Source organism: Marinicrinis sediminis, assembly GCF_042685085.1.
Lineage (GTDB): Bacteria > Bacillota > Bacilli > Paenibacillales > KCTC-33676 > Marinicrinis > Marinicrinis sediminis.
Genome location: NZ_JBHUMM010000025.1, coordinates 88,444 through 107,891, shown reverse-complemented (window position 1 = coordinate 107,891; position 19,448 = coordinate 88,444). Strand labels below are relative to the sequence as shown.

Here is a 19,448-nt window from a genome sequence, read left to right as displayed (position 1 = left end):
TTGCTTAAAGAACGGAAAGTGAAGGAGGTACACAGATGAGTTATTACGCAGGTGAATATGATGTGATTGTAATCGGAGCAGGACATGCGGGCTGTGAATCAGCTCTGGCAGCCGCTCGGATGGGATGCAACACACTGCTCGTGACCATTAACCTGGATATGGTGGCGTTTATGCCGTGCAATCCCTCAATCGGCGGACCGGCCAAAGGGCATGTCGTGAAGGAGATTGATGCCCTTGGCGGTGAAATGGGACGCAATATCGACAAGACGTACATTCAGATGAGAATGCTCAATACCGGAAAAGGACCTGCTGTGCATGCCCTACGGGCACAAGCTGACAAGTTTTTGTATCAGCAGGTGATGAAGGAGACGATCGAGCAGACAGAAAACCTGACGTTGCGTCAAGGTATGGTGGAAGAACTGATCGTGGAAGATGGAGTCTGCAAAGGCGTAATCACGAAAACAGGGGCTACCTATTTTGGAAAAGCAGTCGTGCTAACAACCGGCACGTATTTGCGAGGCAAGATCATTATGGGAGAGCTGATGTATGAGAGCGGACCGAATAACCAGCAGCCTTCTCTAAAACTGTCCGAAAGTTTGAGAGAACAGGGGTTTGAGCTCGTTCGATTCAAAACGGGCACACCACCGCGTGTTCATAAGGACAGCATTGATTTTGACAAGACAGAGAGTCAACCCGGTGATGAAAAGCCGAAGTTTTTCTCCTTCGAGACGACAGAGGGACCGAAGGAAGAGCAACTGCCATGCTGGCTAACGTATACGACAGGGGACACGCACCAGATCATCAATGACAACTTGTCGAGAGCACCGATGTTCTCAGGGGCTATTGAAGGAACGGGACCCCGTTATTGTCCGTCTATTGAGGACAAAATTGTGCGCTTTGCAGATAAGCCCAAGCACCAGATCTTCCTGGAACCGGAAGGAAGATATACGTCTGAATACTACGTTCAGGGGCTATCCACCAGTATGCCGGAGGATGTGCAGTTGTCGATTCTGCGCTCCATTACCGGACTGGAACGGGTAGAGATGATGCGTACGGGCTATGCGATTGAGTATGATGCTGTCGTGCCGACGCAGCTCAAGCCTTCCCTGGAGACGAAGCGGGTAGAGGGCTTGTTTACTGCGGGACAGATTAACGGTACGTCGGGTTATGAAGAGGCAGCCGGACAAGGGATTATGGCGGGTATCAATGCAGCTCGTAAAGTCCAGAACCGGGAACCGGTCATCTTGGATCGTTCACAAGGTTATATTGGGGTATTGATTGATGATCTCGTGACGAAGGGGACCAATGAACCGTACCGCCTGCTTACTTCCCGTGCCGAGTACAGATTGCTGCTGCGCAACGATAATGCAGATTTGCGTTTGACTGATCTGGGTTATGAGATCGGGCTGATCAAACAGGATCGCTATGATCGTTTTTGCTTGAAAAAGCAGCAAATTGAAGACGAAATTCAGCGTCTGACAACGACCAAGGTTAGACCGGAAGAGCCTGTTCAGCAGATGCTGGAGGAAGCGGGAACCGTCAAACTGAACAATGCAGTGGAACTGTCTACGCTATTACGCCGCCCGGAAATAACGTATGCGCATATTGCGTCCATTTGTCCAGCTGAAACCCCACTACCTGAGGACGTAAAAGAGCAGGTAGAGATTCAGATTAAATATGCCGGATATATTGAGAAGCAGTTGCAGCAGGTAGAGCGACTGCGCAAAATGGAGAAAAAACGCATCCCCGAAGGTGTTCCGTTCATGGACATTCATGGGATTGCGATGGAAGCCAGACAAAAGCTCAACCAGATTCAGCCGATTTCCATTGGCCAAGCGTCCCGCATATCAGGCGTAACGCCTGCGGACATTTCGATCTTGCTCGTGTACCTGGAGAATGCCCAGCAAATGAAAGAAAAGAACAAGCAAGCTGCTCAGGCACGCATCGCGACCGAACAGGAGCAAAGCTGATGGATCAGATTCAACAGCGCTTTACAGAATGGCTGGTGCCGGGGCAGATACCCCTCACAGCCGAACAGCTGGCGCAATTCGAGCGGTATTACGAGCTTCTCGTAGAATGGAATGAGAAGATGAATCTGACAGGGATTACGGAAAGAGCGGACGTATACGAAAAACATTTTTATGATTCGCTTACGCTAGCTTTCCATGTCCCTGTTCAGCAACTGGAGAGTATCATCGATGTCGGTTCAGGGGCCGGTTTTCCCGGTATTCCTTTGAAAATTGCTTTTCCTCATCTAAAGCTGACGATTCTCGATTCCTTGAACAAGCGCATTTCATTTCTGACTGAGGTGAGTGAACAGCTTGGTCTGGACGGCGTTACTTGCATTCACGGACGTGCAGAAGAATGGGGGAGAAACAAGGCGCATCGGGAGCAATATGATCTGGCTTGTGCCAGAGCGGTTGCCAAGCTTAATGTCTTGAATGAATTTTGCCTGCCTTTCGTAAAGGTAAAGGGATACTTTGCAGCGATGAAAGGAATGCATTCCGAAGAGGAGATCACGCAGGCGGCACATAGTTTGAAAGTGCTGGGTGGTGTCGTTGAGAAGCAGCCTTCCCTTACATTGCCAGTTGAACAATCCAGCCGACACATTGTGTTAATCCAAAAATTGAAGGCAACGCCAAACAAGTATCCGCGCAAACCGGGTACACCACTCAAGCAACCTTTGTAGTCATCCATATGCGATGTTAAAGACCAGACAACGGAAGCGATCATTCCACGCATGTATAGCCAATAAAGTGGATGTTCCACGTGGAACATCCCTTTTCTATTTCTTTGCCGTCCCGTTTTGTTGCTTTTCAACGTGTAACAAATTTAGGGGTATAGCAGGATTTAGAAGCGAACATGCAGAAATAATATAGGAAATCAACTAACGGTTTGGCAAGTTTGTGATCTGCTTGCCGTACATAGTCTGGATGTACATTCAGGTAGGGTTCATTTGCATGTACATAGACACAATCGCAATCGATCCATTCAGTTTGATTAGGCATATAGATAGGTGGTAGAGAGTAGATGAAAGAGCAATTTTCTAAAATTTTCGGATTTGGAGAAAAAGTACAACAGGATGAAGTGAGACAGCTGCCTGTCGATCAAATTGTACCGAGTCCTTATCAACCGAGAACGATCTTCGATGATGAAAAAATTGAAGAGCTCTGTCAAACCATACGTACACACGGTGTCATCCAGCCTATTGTCGTGAGATTGAGAAATGATAAATATGAAATTATAGCGGGGGAAAGACGTTTTCGGGCTGTGAAAAAGCTGGAGATGGCGACCATTCCCGCTATTATTCGTGAGTTTAATGATGCCCAGGCTGCCTCGATTGCCCTGATCGAGAATTTACAGAGAGAGAATCTGACCTCCATTGAGGAGGCGATTGCCTATCAGAAACTTATCGAATTGCACGAGCTTACCCAGGAGAGTCTTGCGCAACGCCTCGGAAAAAGCCAATCGACGATTGCCAATAAAATACGTCTTCTTCAGCTTGGGGATGCCGTGAAGCAGGCATTGATGGAACGGCAGATTACAGAAAGACATGCCCGGGCGCTAATTGGGATTGAGGTAGAGCTGCAGGAGAAAATATTGGAGGACATTATCTCCAAAGAGTTAAATGTAAAGCAGACGGAAACGAGAGTAGAGTTTTTTAAGCAGGCGAAGCCAGACAAGAAAACGAAACGGATCTCTTTCTCCAAGGATGTCAGACTGGCCTTGAATACCATTCGTCAATCCGTTGATATGATCGTAGATACGGGTATGAAGGTAGAGAAGGATGAGAAGGATGCCGGTGAATATTACGAGATAACCATCAAGATTCCCAAGAACAAAGCATAGGATGCTTGAAATGATATGATATCATTCTCAAAAACAAGGCAATATGATCACTACAAAGTGCAATAATAAGATAAGGTGCAATAATCAGATATAGATTTCTATGAATGACTCTTCAATACAAACTTCAAATTGAAACGCGTGAAAGTGAAAAGGTGGCTGATGCGGCCACCTTTTCTTGCCATTCTGTATAATAAATTCATCCATACGCTTTCAACTCTGGCAGTGGCGAAGTATAATGGATAAAGGTGTCGAAGAACAGGTTAACCGAAAATGAAAGTGTAAAGGAAGATGAGCATGATATTTTCTGGGGTGAACGACTTTGTGTAAAACAATCGCAATAACCAATCAAAAAGGCGGCGTTGGAAAAACAACAACGTCTGTAAACTTAGGCGCATGCTTGGCTACATTAGGCAAGCGGGTACTGCTCGTCGACATTGATCCGCAAGGAAATACAACCAGTGGAATTGGCATAAACAAAGCGGATGTGAATCATGACATTTATGACGTGATTATTAACGATGTTCATCCCAAGGATGCTATTGCAGATACAGCTATTGAGAACTTGAAATTGATTCCGGCTACCATTCAACTGGCCGGTGCAGAGATTGAACTGGTTCCGACCATTTCCAGAGAAGTTCGCTTGAAGAAATCACTACAGCTGGTCAAGCATATGTTTGATTACATCATTATCGATTGCCCGCCATCTCTGGGCATTCTAACGATTAATTCTTTAACGGCTTCAGATAGTGTCATTATTCCCATTCAGTGCGAATACTATGCGCTGGAAGGGTTGAGTCAGTTGTTGAATACGGTCCGTCTCGTACAGAAACATTTGAATACGAATTTGCAGATTGAAGGCGTATTGCTGACTATGCTGGATGCCAGAACCAACCTGGGCATTCAAGTCATTGAGGAAGTTAAAAAATATTTCCAGGAAAAAGTGTATCAGACCATTATTCCGAGAAATGTACGCCTGAGTGAAGCTCCCAGCCACGGGAAATCCATTATTAACTACGACCCTAAATCTAAAGGAGCAGAAGTCTATATGGATTTGGCAAAGGAAGTGATTATGAATGAGTAAACGTTTGGGTAGAGGATTGGATGCACTGATTCCTTCATTAAATGTTAAAGAGGATGACAAAGTAACCGAGATTGGTGTGAAGCAACTGCGTGCCAATCCGTATCAGCCACGCAAACAGTTTAACGAGGATGCGATCAAAGAGCTGAGCGAATCCATCAAGGAACATGGTGTCATTCAACCAATCATCGTTCGAGCAGTCGTAAAGGGTCACGAGATCATTGCAGGTGAACGGAGATGGCGTGCTGCTCAACTGGCAGGTTTAGAGACGATACCAGCGGTGGTCCGGGAATTCTCTGACCAGCAAGTGATGGAAATTGCACTGATTGAGAATATCCAGCGTGAGGACTTGAATGCGATGGAAGTCGCACAAGCTTATCAAGCTATCATGGATCAGTTTGAACTGACACAGGAAGAATTGTCAGCCAAAGTGGGCAAATCGAGATCACACATTGCCAATTTCTTGCGCCTGATGCACCTGCCGGAGGAGATCAAGGATTATGTTTCACGTGGAACAATTTCCATGGGTCATGCAAGGGCGATTGCCGGCGTAGAGGAAACAGCGAGAAAACTGGAACTGGCGAGAAAGACCATCCAGGAAGGGTGGAGTGTGCGAGAACTGGAAGAAGCCATTCAGCAAATGCAGCAGCAAACCGAGCAAAAAAAGAAAGTGAAACCAAGAGCCAAGCATCAGGACCCTTACCTGGGACAAGCAGAGGATCAGCTGCGTGAGGCATTAAAGACGACCGTTAAGATCAAATCTTCCAAGGATAAAGGGAAGATCGAAATTTCTTATTTCTCCAAAGATGATCTCAATCGTTTGCTGGACATTCTGAATGTGGAAATGTAAGAACAGGATGAATCGCGGAGGTTCCGAATACGAGTAGCATACCTAACTTCACTTCATGAAGAGGTGCGGGATCGGGTATGCTATTGTTTATATAAAGGAGTTGAAAACGTTGATCTATCTGGATCATGCGGCTTCTTCATGGCCGAAACCACCTGAGGTAGCCAAGGCGGTCTATGATACCCTTACAAACTGCGGTGCCAATCCGGGAAGAGGCAGTCACCAAATGGCGGTGCAAGCCGGACGGATTTGCTTCGAAGCGAGGAAACAGATTGCGCGACTGCTGCACGTTCGCAACCCCAATGATATCGCTTTTACGATGAACACGACGATGGCCTTGAACCTGGCGATTTTAGGTGTGGTGGAAGCAGGGGATCATGTGATCTGTACACAGCTTGAACATAATTCTGTGCGCAGGCCACTGGAACGGTTGAAGCGAGAAAAGAATGTGACGCTTACGTATGTAGAAGCAGATGAAAAGGGAATGGTTCACCCGTCCGAGGTGGAGAAGGCGATTCAGCCCCACACCAAGCTGATTGTCTGTAATCATAGTTCCAACCTACTGGGAAGCATCTTGCCATTAGAAGCCATCGGAGAAATTGCTCAGAAACACGGTGTGCTTTTACTAGTAGACGCGGCGCAAACGATCGGTACAATTCCCATCGATGTGACGGCGCTACACATCGATATGCTGGCTTTTCCAGGCCATAAGGGACTCCTTGGTCCTCAAGGTACAGGCGGCTTGTATATCGGCCCTCACGTCGATCTGAAGCCGCTCTTGTACGGAGGGACAGGCAGTCAATCAGAAGCCATCGATCAGCCATCTGTAAGACCGGATCGCTACGAATCCGGCACTCCGAACACACCGGGGCTGGCTGGCCTGGCGGAAGGGGTCAAGTACGTCCTGAAGCAGGGGGAGGAGACCATTCATGAAATGGAATGGGAGCTCACACAGATGACCATAGCGGAACTGAGCGCGTTGCCGCAGGTTGAGGTGCTTGGCCCTGCACGAGGAGAACCGCGAACAGGCATCGTATCCTTTAATGTGAAAGGGGCGGATTCATCAGAGATTGCCTACATCCTGGATCGTCACTATGAAATTGCCGTTCGATCCGGATACCATTGCACACCGCTAGCGCATGAAGCAGCGCGAACCAAGGAGTGGGGAGCCGTCAGAGCAAGCTTCGGGGCATTCAGTACGTCTCACGACGCGGAACAGTTGATTCAAGCGGTCAAACAATTGGTAAAACATTATTAAACACATAAATATGATGGGAACAGGGAAAGGGAGAAAGCTTCATGAGTGAAGTGAGCTTCATTGCAGAATATCAGACGATCTGGATCGCAAGCCTGGCTATTGCGTTGGTGATCTTGTGCGCATTTACGTTGGGACTTGCGATTCGTCTCGGTTCAATGCGGAAACGGTATGTAAAGATGGTCAACGGAGAACAGGATGTGAATGTGGAGGAATTACTCATTCGCATTCAGCAAAAACTGGACGAGCAAAGGGAAACGGTTCAGGAGCAAAAGAGGGAACTTGTCCAACTCCAAGAAAAAGTGAAGAAAAGCAAAGGCCATGCAGCCGTCGTTCGGTACAGTGCGTTTTCTGGCACCGGCAACAACCTGAGCTTTTCACTGGCACTAATAGATGACGAGAAAGATGGCATTATTCTCAGCGGGATTCACAACCGCGATCATTCCTATGTATATGCCAAGCCGGTAGAGAAAGGGCAGTCTTCCTACACCCTCTCTCCCGAGGAAAAGGATGCGCTCAGTCAAGCGCTGCCAGGGAAGAACGGGGAGAGGTAGCCAGAATCGCCCGTTGCAGGCCCACTGCAATGGCGGCGGACATTTTCATGACCAGGCTGAGTCTAGTGTTCTGCAGCACAAAGTATTCCATAAATCCTCCGACATTTACGATGCCCGTAATATGAATGTGACCGACAGGTGGAAGCTCCTTGTTGACGCCGGCGCCAGGCTTGACCGGACCGTCTCCGATCTGAATACAGCCAATACTGGATACCTGTCCGAGGCAAGCATCGATGCCTACAATAAAGGGGCGGGCATGCTGCCGATGAATGCGATACAAGACTTCCTCGAGATTCATGGCATGGACCGGATCGTCGAGGGTGCCATATACGGTTGCTTGCGCGATATTCATTTCCTTGAGCTTCGTTCCGACCATGGGGCCCAGGCTGTCACCTGTGGAACGATCCGTACCGATGCATACAATGACCAGAGAATCATCCCGATGAAGCTTTGCGAAGTGATGTCCGAGGGTAGAGGCGACCTGAGAGAGACAGCTCTCGTCAGAGTGCAGGATTTTACAACTGCTTAATTTGCTTTTTTTCGAAGTTAGAGGTAAATTCATACGTGTACCCCTCCTGGGTTAAGGAACATATTTTTACCGCGTTTTAACACTAGTATACGGTTGAGACAGTAGATTTATACTAGGTCGTACAAACATTCACGTGGTACGAATGCGAGGTACGCATATGGGTGTGGTACAAACATTTACGAGATACCAGATGAAGCAGAAGCTTGTAGGAGAATGATATGCTGGGAGAACATGAATATCTGATTGCATTTGATTCCACGCAGCAGGCCTTGAGAGCAGAGATGCTGCTGGAGTACGCTGACATTGAGATTGATATTCGTCCAACACCGAAAGAGATTACGGCCGGATGTGCCCTTACGATTGGATTTCCCAAGTCGGATGCACAGCAGGTGGCGAGTATCATTGTCGAGGAACAGGTAGAGATTAGAGGGATATTTGAAGCAGCCGATGACGGATACATACAGATCGAGCTTGCGCCCTAACCCCATGTCCGATAAAATGGAGCACTGAACACCAAGCAGCGCGTTCACAATCGAACAGCAGACAGGAAAAGGGAGGAAGATGCATGTATTGGTTTGCCACAGCAGCCGAGACAGAGAACAAAGCGAACAATGAGAGTATCCAGGATCAACTGATGAACTATTTCCAGGACCCGTCGAGATGGATGAACATGCTGGGTGTGATTGTGAAGATCGTCGTCATCTTCATCGCAGCCAAGATCGTCATCAAGATCAGCAAGCGTATGATTCAGCTTATGCTGGAAGACCGGGAAAAGAAACACTTCAAGCTCGATGCGAGAAGATCCAATACCATCGGGAAGCTCGTAGGCAATGTCATTACGTACACCATCAACTTTATCGCCATCCTGCTCATTCTGAGTCAGCTGAACTTTGATCTGATGCCTTTATTGGCTGGAGCCGGGGTGCTCGGTCTGGCTATTGGATTTGGGGCCCAGAATCTCGTGCGGGATGTCATAACCGGATTTTTTATTATCTTTGAAGATCAATTTGCAGTAGGGGATATTATTCAGACCGGGCAATTCAAGGGAACGGTCGAAGAAATTGGTCTGCGCATTACGAAGATCAAAAACTGGACAGGCGAGATTCACTACATTCCGAATGGTTCCATTACCGAGGTGACCAACTTCTCTATTAACAACTCCATTTCCGTCGTAGACGTGAGTGTGGCGTATGAAGTGGATGTGGATACCGCCATTGAAGTCATCAAGGCAACAGCCATGCAGGTATATGAGAACAACGACAACATGGTGAAGGAGCCGGACGTTCTGGGTGTACAGTCACTGGGCGCATCGGATGTGGTGATTCGCGTGCTGGCCGAATGCAAGCCATATACCCATTTCGCCGTAGCCAGACAGATGAATGCGGAAATGAAGAAAGCGCTGGATGCGAAAGGAATCGAAATTCCATATCCACGACTGGTTACGTATCACCGTCAGGAAGAAACCGAGACGGCTTAATCTGTGACAGGGGGCAGATGAAACCATGGAGAGAAAGGCATTCGCTATGGGGGATCGCGTACAGATGAAGAAGAATCATCCGTGCGGGGCAAATGAAATGGAAATCATTCGAATGGGGATGGACATACGGGTCAAATGTGTAGGTTGCGGACACAGTGTGCTAATGCCCAGACCCAAGTTCGAAAAACGCATGAAAAAGGTGCTGAAGCAGGCCGAGGCAAGCGAATAATGGAAGTGGATACCGGGCTGATTTGTAGTTGCATCTCTCGCGCAAGATGTGATAGAATACTTCTTGTCGCCATGATATTCTCATGAAGAAGAGGCGATGATCAGCTGGAAAGATACCCAAGAGGTCCAAGGGGGCTGACTCGAAATCAGCTAGGCGTCCCAGAGGCGTGCGTGGGTTCGAATCCCACTCTTTCCGCCATTATTTTTTCTCTAACCAAACACAAATGATGAAGAACGATTTCTGCGGAGATCGTTCTTTTTTGTTGTCTCTGCACGCCCGCCAATCTCCAAACATAATCTGATAGCAAAGGCAGATCAGGAGAAACAACAGGGAAAAGGGGGGCTAGGCATGAGAGCGGAGAAACGGGTGTTGAAAACCTTTGCCATGGAAGCAGCTTGCTATCTGACCGGCGTGTGGCTGGGGGTGCTCGTACACTGGATGCAGTCCATGTAACAGCTCAATAACCATCAACCTGCCATGATTATTGAGCCTGCTATTGCGCTTACTGGCTATCGTCCTTTTCGTTTCAGCTTCCACTTGCGGTCCTTGTTCGTCGTATCAGGAAACGTATCTCCCCGTTCCAGCTCTACCATTTGCGGGTTCTCGATCCCCATGTGAAAGGCTGTTTCTCCGACTTCAATATAATGCCCGTTGTTGGGGACCTTGTCGCCGGGCTCGAATTCCGTCTGTTGACCCATGAAGCGATGCCTCCTTCGTTGTATGCAAAATGTGCAGATTCATCATTAGCATGTGCAATCCGGAAACGACTCATTCCAGGTCAAAAAGAACTTGAACTCTACATACAATTTTGATATAGTATATCAATGCGAGTAAACAACAGGTAATTGTTCTCGCTCCTTGCTCCAGCCAAGATCGGACAAGACTTGGTGGGGCCGTCAGTCCAAAAGGAGGTGAATCGAATGCGCAAATATGAGTTGATGTACATCATTCGTCCAGATATTGAGCAAGAGGCAGTGGATGCAACCGTGGAGAAATTCAAGGGCATCGTTGCTGATAACGGTGGCGAGATTGAGAAACACGATGTAATGGGTAAGCGTCGTCTTGCGTATGAGATCGAAAAATTCCGTGATGGCGTGTATGTTCTTGTGAACTTCACTGCTGAAAAAGAAGTAGTAGCGGAATTGGATCGCGTCATGCGTATTACTGATCAAGTGATCCGTCATCTGATCGTAAACGATGTAGCGTAATCCGTAAATTCGACGCAGGAGGGGATATCATTTGTTAAACCGCGTTATTTTAATCGGAAGATTAACCCGGGATCCCGAGCTTCGCTATACACCATCAGGTACGGCTGTCACGCAATTTACACTCGCTTGTGATCGTCCCTTTACGAATCAGCAGGGACAGAGAGAAGCAGACTTCATCAACATCGTCACGTGGAGGCAGCTTGCGGAAACGTGTGCAAACTACTTGCGCAAAGGTCGCCTGACCGCGGTCGAAGGCCGCATTCAGGTCCGAAACTACGATAATAATGAAGGCAAAAAAGTGTACGTAACGGAAGTTGTAGCTGATAATGTGCGGTTCTTGGAATCGATGGGCGGAAACCGGAATGATGGAGATGGCTACAACCAGAACCAATCATCCTCAGGGTATAATCGCTCGGATTCGAATCGCGGCGGTAGCAGCAATGACGATCCTTTCTCAGACGATGGTAGACCGATTGACATTTCGGATGACGATCTGCCATTCTGAATTCTGACACAACTGAATTGTTTTGAAACACTGTTAAAGTCGCTTAAACCCTTGATTTCGCAATCAAGGGTTCTTTTTTATTTCTACAATTCCACGGCTATGCCTACATTACTCGGTTTGGCGCCAGGCTTCCATATTAAGTTCACTGCTCAGGATAGCTGCGGCAAGGGAACCCGCAGAGGCGGCGGCGATGGCCTGATGCATGCGCGAAGCCGCATCTCCGGCGCTATAAACACCGGCCACGTTTGTCTTGCCGAGTTCGTCGACGACGACCGCTCCGGTGTCTGTGAGCCGGCAGCCTAATGCTTGCGGCAACGCCGAACCAATAGCCAGACCTGGTTTGAAGAAGATGGCTCTGCAAGGGATCGTGGTCCCGTCTTCAAGTATCACTTGCTGGACGATGCCATCGCTTGAATCGATCAAGTTTATGGGGGATGCATACACAGAGACGTGATGACGCCGCAACTCTTCGCGCTCTGCATCGGTCAGTTCATCGGGGCCGTTTGAGCAGATGGTGAGGCGGTTGGTCCATCCGGATAAGAGCGGGATGAAGTGCATCAGCTCAGGTCCTTTATTGATCACGACGATCGGTTCATCTCTTAATTCCCAGCCATCGCAGAACGGACAAACGAAGGCGCTTTTGCCATAAACCTCAGCCAACCCCGGGATATCCAGTGGACGGTCTTTCATGCCGACTGTGAAGAGCACTTTTTTACTGGTGAATCTCGTTCCTTGCTCCGTTTCAATCTGAAACGCACCATCTGTTCCGGTAATCGATACCGCTGCATCCCCAATGATCGATACGGACGGGTAGGCGCTAATCTCTTCCTTTGCGATACGTCGAAACTCTCCGGGTTGGATGCCGTCACGGGTGAGGAACCCATGAGTTTCATGCGTTACGGCATTGCGGGGGCGGCCTTCATCGATTACGACGACTTGCTTTCTTGCTCGACCCAATACAAGCGCAGCACTGAGCCCAGCCGGACCGCCTCCAATAATGGCCACATCGACCTTCTGTTTTTCTACCATCATCTACACCTCCACAGATCTGTAATAAGCAGGATTAATGTCCAAGAGATGCATCACCTCTTGATTGTTTCTTTGCCAACTTGCTTTCCATTCCTCCATTCATCGAGCACAAACTGGATCGTATGATTCTTCAAGTATTGGTGTAACTGCTGTTCCGCACCATACATCACCTTTTCCACCAAGCATTCATTCGGTCTCGGATTCTCCTGATGGGATTGCGCAGTCCCCGTATCCATGAACAACTGATGCTGCTGTGATCTTGAGTTGGAGCATTCAAACAGCTGCTGTCGTCCTTCGATGACTTGGATCACATCGAGGAACGTGATCATCTCGGCAGGGCGTGCAAGTTCGTAGCCGCCTTTCACCCCCGGTACAGCGCGTACGATGCCATCCTGACGAAGCTTTGACATGATTTTGGACAAATAGCTGTCGGAAACACCTAGTGTTGCAGACAGTTCTTTGATCCCGATGTTTTCGTCTCTGTCTGCGAGCCCGAGATGAATTAAGGCATGAAGGGCATAATCTGTGCTCTTGGTGAACTGCATCGTGTACCTCCTTTCAGAAATAAGTAATTATGGATCTTTAATATCTATAATAAACGCCCGAAGAAGTTTAATCAACATCTCTTTCAATTATTCGTAACGATTACTATTTACATAAGAGGGCGTTTCGCGTAGAATACACTTTGAACATTAATCGTAATGATTACGAAATATAAAGGGGGCGGACGATGTGTTGTTGGCATCGATGAAGGATGTCATCTTCGGCTATGGAAGCCATCCTGTGCTTGACGGGGTTCAACTTGAGCTGCATCAGGGAGAATTTGTTTGTCTGACAGGGCCTAACGGAGCTTCCAAGACCACGATGCTGCGTTTACTGCTCGGGCTGCTGAAGCCATGGAGCGGACACATCCAGATGGCGACGCATAACGAAGCTGGCAGGAAGATTACGTATGGTTATGTGCCCCAGCAAGTGGCGTCCTTCAACCGCGGATTCCCGAGTACCGTACTTGAGCTGGTGAGGTCTGGGCGGTATGAGAAGCTGGGCTTGTTCAGACGGTTTACGCAACGGGAAGAGAACATCGTGGAGGCTTGCCTGAAGCAGGTGGGGATGTGGGAGCATCGTCATGCGATGATCGGTGAATTATCTGGAGGGCAGAAGCAGCGTATCTGTATCGCTCGCACGCTTGCACAGGAGCCGGATGTCTTCGTGCTTGATGAGCCGACAGCCGGGATGGACGAAGAGACTAGGAAGGGCTTCTATGCAATGCTGCAGCATCATGTGACCGAGCATGGCCGAACGGTCATCATGATTACGCATGATATGGATGAAGTGGAGCCCTATGTGGATCGCAGAATACAACTTGAGAGGGGCGAACGCGGAGGATGGAAATGCTTCAGTACGGCTTTATGCAACGTGCATTTTGGGCCGGGGGATTGATTGCCTTGGTTGCTCCAGTGCTAGGGGTTTACTTGCTCCTGCGCAGACAGGTGCTGATGGCGGATACCTTGTCGCATATATCGCTGACGGGTGTGGCGCTAGGTGCCTTGCTGGGATTTAATCCGGTGGTGGGTGCTTTCCTGGTCGCCTTGTCAGGAGCCATAGGAATGGAAAAGCTGCGCCGGGCTTATCGTTCATATAGTGAAGTGTCGATTGCGATTGTGATGACCTCCGGGCTGGCGCTGGCTGTTGTGCTGATGAGCTTGAACCAAGGGCTGAACCTAAGCTTTACCGCTTATTTATTTGGTTCGATTGTGGCCGTCAATGAGATGGAATTGCTGATGATTTTCATCGTGGTTGTGCTGGCGCTTTTGTTTTTATTCTTCATGCGAAGACCGCTATACAACATGACCTTCGATGAGGAGACAGCAGATGTGAACGGATTGGCAGTGAGATCCATCTCCATGTCCTTCTCCATCGTGACAGGGATGACAATCGCGGTATCCATGCCGATCCTTGGTGTGCTGCTAGTATCGGCGATGATGGTACTGCCAGCCTCATTGGCTGTCAGGGTGGCCAAAGGATTCGCCTCAGCGATTGCCATCGCGATTGGAGTCAGTTTGGTCGGCATGTTTAGCGGTTTGTCCGTGTCTTATTATGTGGGTACACCACCTGGCGGTACGATCGCATTGATCCTCGTCCTCATTCTGGGCGGGGGGCTCACCTATACACGTCTGGGCAAGTGGTTAAAACGAAAACAGCATGGCTTCAAAGAGGAATCATCTGAATTAAAATTATTTATTCCAAGAAAGGAAGTTGAACGAAATGAAGGCTAGATTGAAAACGGGATTTGTGTTGGTTGTGATGATGATGCTCGTTCTCGCAGGCTGCGGAAATGAGAAAGAGGCTTCGAGCTCTGGTGGAAAGCTGGAGGTGGCGGCTAGTATTTATCCGATGTATGAGTTTGCCTCGAAGGTCGGAGGCGAGCATGCAGACGTAACGCTGCTTGTTCCGGGAGGCGTGGAGCCGCATGACTGGGAACCAGCGCCCAAGGATCTGGCCTTGCTGGAGAAGAGCGATGTGCTGGTGTACAACGGATCAGGCATGGAAGGGTGGATCGATCAGGTTACGGGAAGCCTGGACAATCAAGATTTGATTTTGGTGGAAACGAGCCATGACCTCGAACTGCTCGCAGCTGAGGAAGGGCATGATCACGCGCATGAAGAAGAGCATGAAGAGCACGCAGACGAACATGCGAGTGAAGAGGAGCACCAAGAGGATGTACACAAAGAAGAACATGAAGAGCACGCAGACGAACATGCCAGTGAAGAAGAGCACCAAGAGGATGTACACAAAGAAGAGCATGACGAACATGCTGACGAGCATGCGAACGAAGAGGAGCACACTGACGAGCACGGGCATGATCACGGGGAGTTTGATCCACATGTTTGGCTGTCTCCTGTCAAGGCGATCGAGCAGGTGAGAAGCATCGAAGCTGCATTTGCTGAAGCTGCACCGGAGCACAAGCAGGCATTCAAAGAAAATGCAGAGGCTTATATTGCAGAGCTTGAGAAACTGAATGAACAATTCGTTGAAGCACTAGCTCCTTATAAAGGAAAGGAATTTGTCACGCAGCATGCGGCGTTCGCTTATTTGGCGCATGAATATGACCTGGAGCAGCTGCCAATCGCGGGTCTTTCACCGGAAAATGAGCCATCTGCAGAGCGCATGGGCGAGATTGTGGAACTCGCCAGGGAGCATGGCATTCAGACGATCTTCTTTGAGTCATTGGTATCCTCCAAAGTGGCTGAGGTCATCGCCAAGGAGGTTGGTGCGGAAACCGCCGTGCTCCATCCGCTTGAATATCGGACAAAAGAAGAGACGGACAAGGACATGGATTATATCATGCTGATGGAACAAAATCTCAATGCTTTGAAGAAAGCCTTCGAGCATGAAGCGGGCGGTGATCATGAATGAGGTTGGCGATATGAACATCGACGGGCTGTTACTGGATGAGGAGGTTCCCGTAGCTGAACTGCTCAGCGGCTGTATCTGCTGTACCATCCGAGGTGACTGGAGCGACACTATGTCGAAGCACAGGCTTGCGGAACAGATTGTTGCTTTATCGTCTATATCAGCAGCAGGGAGTGAGTGAAATGAGCAGAGCGCGACACATCCTTGAGGTGATGGATCAATGCGGCCTGCGTATCACAGACCAGCGCAAGACGCTGGCCGCGATCTTTGAGGAGACACATCAGCCCCTCACCCCCAAGAAGATATACGGTCGTATGAATGAGATCTATAAGGGATTAAGTCTGGATACGGTGTACCGTAACCTGCGCAAGCTGGTCGATATCGGGGCGATCGAGCCGATCACTTTTCCGGATGGTGTTCGCTACCAGGTGAAGTGTACGCATGTGAATCATCACCATCACTTGATTTGTCTCAGCTGTGAGCAAACGATGCCGATAGAGATGTGTCCGATCGAGCTCGGAATCGGCATCCCCGAGAAATTCCAGATCGTTCAGCACACGTTCCAAATCCATGGGTATTGCGCTATTTGTTCAGAAGACAAACACGAGTGAAGGTCATTTCACTCGTGTTTGTTGTCGCCAAGGATGTCACGCATCAGTTAATGTAATGAAGCAATGATACGTTCAGCCCCCCGCCGAGCTCCGGAGATATTTCTGGCTGTCGGGCCGAGCTCCAGCTCCGCCAGTGCTCCAGTCACATGTAATCCTTGATCCCATTCCAGGGAATGAGGCAAGGGAAGGGGATATCCACACTCAGCGCGGGGCAGTTGGTAACGTTCCGCGCAAGTGGTCAGCCAATTCATCCCCGGAGGATCTTGACAGAACCCCGTTGCGAGAAGCAACGTCTGACATTCAGCGAGCGCACCGCTCTCGAGCTTCAGTTTTATTCCCCTGCTCGTCCGAGGTAAAGCCTCCTTAACCTCATCTATCGTGATGTGAAGCTTCCCTTCCTTCATACGTCGTACCAGATTCGTCTTCAGCTCCAGCGGCATCGAGCCCCTATGTCTTGCTGCTCGAATCTGCTCCCGTCGTACTCGAGCATCCTGAATGGAAGAAAACGGCTTCATGTATTTAGGGCCAAGCCATCCGGGATCGGAGTCAAACTGGTGAATTCGCAGCGGGTGTCTCGTAAGCAATGTGACCTGTCCGGGGTATTGATCACTTAGACGAATGCAGGTATGGGCTGCCGAGATGCCACCGCCAATCACGATAATCGGCCCGGATAATTCATCCAACTGCTCAGCACGTTCACATTCAAACACATGACGTACATCCAGGGTGTCCCGAAGCGGGTTTGCCCATTGGGGCCAGTAGGGAGCTTCGCTGATACCGATGGCTAGCGCTGCGCGTTTAGACCGCAGAACCGTGCCATCCTCCAAGGCACAGGTCCATGCTCCGTGTTCTTTGGTCAGATCAACGGCACGGCCTCTCACCCAGCGTTGCTTCAGGCCTAGCTCATCCATGAGATGACGGCAATGTTCGTTAAACAAGTCGATATACGGGCGATCATAAGGAGGACGGAAGCCTCCCAGCGATCTGCCGTATGATGTCTTGGCAAAGTGCTCAAGAGCAAACGGAGGAACATCCAGGTGGTGGATGGACGGGGAGCGTAGATAGGGCATTTGGATCACAGAGGTGCAGCGCTCCCAAATGGACAAGGGAGTCTCGTGCGGGTCGATGATCACGATGTCCTCTGCGGCAGCTTTGTGATGGCGAAGCAACCAGATGGCAAGGGTGCAGCCTTGCACCCCGCCGCCGATGATCATCCATTTTAACATTGTAGTCGTTCCTCCCGTTCCCATTCATATTGACAACACATTAATCTAAAGCTATCATTTAATCGTAATATTTACGATTAAGTGTATTACACAACCATAGCATTATGCAAGCTTTACTCAAGAAGAAGGCAGCGGAGAGGGTCAACCACAGTTATGTGGTGATCATTCCATGATGGGATGATGGCCAATAAGGCCACATTAAAAGGAGAGAGATCTGATGATGAATCAAGTGAAACGAAAGCTGCCAGTTACCGTGCTAAGCGGGTATCTAGGCTCAGGTAAAACGACTTTATTGAACCATGTATTGCATAACCGTCAAGGATTGAAGGTCGCCGTCATTGTGAACGATATGAGCGAGGTTAATATGGATGCGGCACTCGTGAAGAATGAAGCGCATCTGTCGAGGACGGAAGAGAAGTTAGTGGAAATGTCGAACGGCTGCATCTGCTGCACGCTGCGCGATGACTTACTGAAGGAAGTGGAGAGGCTGGCAGAGGAAGGTCGATTCGATTATATTCTCATCGAATCCACGGGAATCAGCGAGCCAGTTCCGGTCGCGCAGACGTTCTCCTATGCGGATGAGGAGACGGGGATCGATCTCTCCCAGTTTGCGACGCTGGATTGCATGGTGACGGTCGTAGACGCGTACCGGTTTTGGCATGATTTCGCCTCCGGGGAGAGCTTGCTCGATCGGCAGCAGGCCGCGGGCGAAGAGGATACGCGGGAAGTGGTTGACCTGCTGATCGATCAGATCGAATTTTGCAATGTGCTCGTGCTGAATAAATGCGACTTGGTCGAAGCGGACGATCTGCAGAAGCTTGAAGCTGTCCTGCGGAAGCTGCAACCGTCGGCTCGGATCGTTCGTGCCGTCAACGGACAGGTGCCTCCCGAGGTGATCCTGAACACGGGGCTATTCGACTTCGAGCAAGCCAGTCAGTCTTCTGGTTGGATACAGGAGCTGCAGAAGCCAGCGCATACGCCGGAGACCGAGGAATACGGGATCAGCTCCTTTGTGTTTCGACGTCGCAGGCCGTTTCACCCGGAGCGCCTCATGGACTTCCTGGAGGATTGGCCGGAGGAAGTCGTTCGGGCGAAGGGCGTCCTGTGGATCGCCACCCGTTCTGATCTCGCTGGTCTGCTTGGTCAAGCGGGGCCTTCGATCCAGATTGGCGCAGCTGGACAGTGGTTGGTTAGCCTCCCGCAAGAGGAGCAGGATCAGATGCGCCAGGAGGATCCAGAGCTGTTCGTGAACTGGGACGAGCAGTGGGGGGACCGGATGAGCGAGCTGGTCATGATCGGCGTGGAGATGGATCGAGCGAGTGTCGAGGAGAAGCTGGAGGCCTGTTTGCTGACAGACCAGGAGATGCATCAGGATTGGAGTCAGTTGTCCGATCCGCTGCCGAGTTGGGAAGCTGAAATGAATCCGGAGACAGAAGAAGAATATATAAAGGGATAAGACCATGGTGATTTTATCCATTCCAACGGTCTGCAAGAGGATTTGCACACAAATACATGATAGTGGAAAAGGATTCTGAAAAAGGATTTGATTTTAGGATTGAATTGAGTTATATTATTACAAGCGACTTTAACAGGTGGCACAAAAAATGTGCCAATCGAAAAATATAGAGAAAAAGCAA

Annotated in this window: 22 protein-coding genes, 1 tRNA gene and 1 pseudogene; 19 read left to right on the top strand and 5 right to left on the bottom strand. The window is 49.3% G+C overall.

Annotation, left to right across the window (positions count from 1 at the left end):
* Positions 1-35: 35 nt before the first annotated feature.
* From mnmG to ACFSUC_RS11390, 7 genes are all read left to right on the top strand, one after another.
* Positions 36-1,970 (top strand): tRNA uridine-5-carboxymethylaminomethyl(34) synthesis enzyme MnmG, encoded by a 1,935-nt coding sequence (gene mnmG / locus ACFSUC_RS11420; RefSeq protein WP_379929738.1) that lies wholly within the window; start codon positions 36-38, stop codon positions 1,968-1,970.
* Positions 1,970-2,689 carry a 16S rRNA (guanine(527)-N(7))-methyltransferase RsmG gene (gene rsmG / locus ACFSUC_RS11415; protein ID WP_379929737.1) on the top strand — a complete coding sequence of 240 codons (720 nt, stop codon included), beginning with the start codon at positions 1,970-1,972 and terminating at the stop codon, positions 2,687-2,689. Before mnmG ends, rsmG begins: the two co-directional genes overlap by 1 nt.
* Positions 2,690-3,030: 341 nt before the next feature.
* On the top strand, positions 3,031-3,849 hold the full coding sequence (noc, locus tag ACFSUC_RS11410; RefSeq protein WP_379929736.1) for a nucleoid occlusion protein: 819 nt from the start codon (positions 3,031-3,033) through the stop codon (positions 3,847-3,849).
* 319 nt (positions 3,850-4,168) lie between these two features.
* Complete coding sequence (locus ACFSUC_RS11405) at positions 4,169-4,930, top strand: ParA family protein (protein ID WP_379929735.1); 762 nt, start codon at positions 4,169-4,171, stop codon at positions 4,928-4,930.
* The gene (locus tag ACFSUC_RS11400; RefSeq protein ID WP_379929733.1) at positions 4,923-5,777 is read left to right on the top strand and encodes a ParB/RepB/Spo0J family partition protein; all 855 of its coding nucleotides are present in this window, start codon (positions 4,923-4,925) and stop codon (positions 5,775-5,777) included. Before ACFSUC_RS11405 ends, ACFSUC_RS11400 begins: the two co-directional genes overlap by 8 nt.
* Before the next feature lie 55 nt (positions 5,778-5,832).
* Positions 5,833-7,032, top strand: a complete 1,200-nt coding sequence (locus tag ACFSUC_RS11395) for an aminotransferase class V-fold PLP-dependent enzyme (RefSeq protein WP_379929731.1) — start codon at positions 5,833-5,835, stop codon at positions 7,030-7,032.
* A gap of 41 nt (positions 7,033-7,073) precedes the next feature.
* A complete protein-coding gene (locus ACFSUC_RS11390; RefSeq protein ID WP_379929730.1) occupies positions 7,074-7,583 on the top strand; it encodes a DUF4446 family protein in 510 nt (169 codons plus the stop codon).
* Here the strand turns inward: ACFSUC_RS11390 and yyaC are convergent.
* Positions 7,546-8,145, bottom strand: a complete 600-nt coding sequence (gene yyaC / locus ACFSUC_RS11385) for a spore protease YyaC (RefSeq protein WP_379929729.1) — start codon at positions 8,143-8,145, stop codon at positions 7,546-7,548. The two genes, ACFSUC_RS11390 and yyaC, sit on opposite strands and share 38 nt — an antisense overlap.
* A gap of 185 nt (positions 8,146-8,330) precedes the next feature.
* Here yyaC and ACFSUC_RS11380 point away from each other — a divergent pair, with 185 nt between their 5' ends.
* The 4 genes from ACFSUC_RS11380 (at position 8,331) to ACFSUC_RS11365 (ending at position 10,016) form a co-directional block, all read left to right on the top strand.
* Entirely contained in the window at positions 8,331-8,594 is a 264-nt protein-coding gene (locus ACFSUC_RS11380) for a DUF3343 domain-containing protein (RefSeq protein ID WP_379929728.1), read from the top strand.
* A gap of 83 nt (positions 8,595-8,677) precedes the next feature.
* Positions 8,678-9,589, top strand: coding sequence for a mechanosensitive ion channel family protein (locus tag ACFSUC_RS11375; RefSeq protein ID WP_379929727.1), 912 nt, complete (start codon positions 8,678-8,680; stop codon positions 9,587-9,589).
* 25 nt (positions 9,590-9,614) lie between these two features.
* Positions 9,615-9,818 (top strand): DUF951 domain-containing protein, encoded by a 204-nt coding sequence (locus ACFSUC_RS11370; RefSeq protein WP_379929726.1) that lies wholly within the window; start codon positions 9,615-9,617, stop codon positions 9,816-9,818.
* Between the two features lie 106 nt (positions 9,819-9,924).
* Positions 9,925-10,016, top strand: a tRNA-Ser gene (locus ACFSUC_RS11365).
* 311 nt (positions 10,017-10,327) lie between these two features.
* Here ACFSUC_RS11365 and ACFSUC_RS11360 read toward each other — a convergent pair.
* A complete protein-coding gene (locus ACFSUC_RS11360; protein WP_379929725.1) occupies positions 10,328-10,516 on the bottom strand; it encodes a YjzC family protein in 189 nt (62 codons plus the stop codon).
* Positions 10,517-10,738: 222 nt separating this feature from the next.
* On the opposite strand from ACFSUC_RS11360, the gene rpsF reads away from it, so the two are divergent.
* Positions 10,739-11,026: a 30S ribosomal protein S6 gene (gene rpsF / locus ACFSUC_RS11355; protein ID WP_379929724.1), complete on the top strand. Its 288-nt coding sequence runs from the start codon at positions 10,739-10,741 to the stop codon at positions 11,024-11,026.
* Positions 11,027-11,057: 31 nt separating this feature from the next.
* Positions 11,058-11,531, top strand: coding sequence for a single-stranded DNA-binding protein (gene ssb / locus ACFSUC_RS11350; protein WP_379929723.1), 474 nt, complete (start codon positions 11,058-11,060; stop codon positions 11,529-11,531).
* 108 nt (positions 11,532-11,639) lie between these two features.
* Here ssb and ACFSUC_RS11345 read toward each other — a convergent pair whose 3' ends face one another.
* The gene (locus ACFSUC_RS11345; RefSeq protein WP_379929756.1) at positions 11,640-12,560 is read right to left on the bottom strand and encodes an NAD(P)/FAD-dependent oxidoreductase; all 921 of its coding nucleotides are present in this window, start codon (positions 12,558-12,560) and stop codon (positions 11,640-11,642) included.
* A gap of 53 nt (positions 12,561-12,613) precedes the next feature.
* Positions 12,614-13,105 (bottom strand): RrF2 family transcriptional regulator, encoded by a 492-nt coding sequence (locus ACFSUC_RS11340; protein ID WP_379929722.1) that lies wholly within the window; start codon positions 13,103-13,105, stop codon positions 12,614-12,616.
* A gap of 187 nt (positions 13,106-13,292) precedes the next feature.
* On the opposite strand from ACFSUC_RS11340, the gene ACFSUC_RS11335 reads away from it, so the two are divergent.
* The 5 genes and pseudogenes from ACFSUC_RS11335 to ACFSUC_RS11315 all read left to right on the top strand — a co-directional run bounded on the left by ACFSUC_RS11335 (position 13,293) and on the right by ACFSUC_RS11315 (position 16,585).
* Complete coding sequence (locus tag ACFSUC_RS11335) at positions 13,293-14,000, top strand: metal ABC transporter ATP-binding protein (RefSeq protein WP_379929720.1); 708 nt, start codon at positions 13,293-13,295, stop codon at positions 13,998-14,000.
* Complete coding sequence (locus ACFSUC_RS11330; protein WP_379929718.1) at positions 13,946-14,836, top strand: metal ABC transporter permease; 891 nt, start codon at positions 13,946-13,948, stop codon at positions 14,834-14,836. Before ACFSUC_RS11335 ends, ACFSUC_RS11330 begins: the two co-directional genes overlap by 55 nt.
* Positions 14,826-15,977, top strand: a complete 1,152-nt coding sequence (locus ACFSUC_RS11325; protein ID WP_379929717.1) for a metal ABC transporter solute-binding protein, Zn/Mn family — start codon at positions 14,826-14,828, stop codon at positions 15,975-15,977. Before ACFSUC_RS11330 ends, ACFSUC_RS11325 begins: the two co-directional genes overlap by 11 nt.
* Positions 15,952-16,074 (top strand): annotated as a pseudogene (locus ACFSUC_RS11320) (GTP-binding protein); the annotation flags it as partial. The gene ACFSUC_RS11325 and the pseudogene ACFSUC_RS11320, both read left to right, overlap by 26 nt.
* A gap of 82 nt (positions 16,075-16,156) precedes the next feature.
* Positions 16,157-16,585, top strand: coding sequence for a Fur family transcriptional regulator (locus tag ACFSUC_RS11315; RefSeq protein WP_379929716.1), 429 nt, complete (start codon positions 16,157-16,159; stop codon positions 16,583-16,585).
* Between the two features lie 47 nt (positions 16,586-16,632).
* Here the strand turns inward: ACFSUC_RS11315 and ACFSUC_RS11310 are convergent, their stop codons facing one another.
* Complete coding sequence (locus tag ACFSUC_RS11310; RefSeq protein WP_379929715.1) at positions 16,633-17,811, bottom strand: FAD/NAD(P)-binding protein; 1,179 nt, start codon at positions 17,809-17,811, stop codon at positions 16,633-16,635.
* A 217-nt stretch (positions 17,812-18,028) separates the two neighbouring features.
* On the opposite strand from ACFSUC_RS11310, the gene ACFSUC_RS11305 reads away from it, so the two are divergent.
* Positions 18,029-19,267, top strand: a complete 1,239-nt coding sequence (locus tag ACFSUC_RS11305) for a GTP-binding protein (RefSeq protein WP_379929714.1) — start codon at positions 18,029-18,031, stop codon at positions 19,265-19,267.
* Positions 19,268-19,448: the final 181 nt, after the last annotated feature.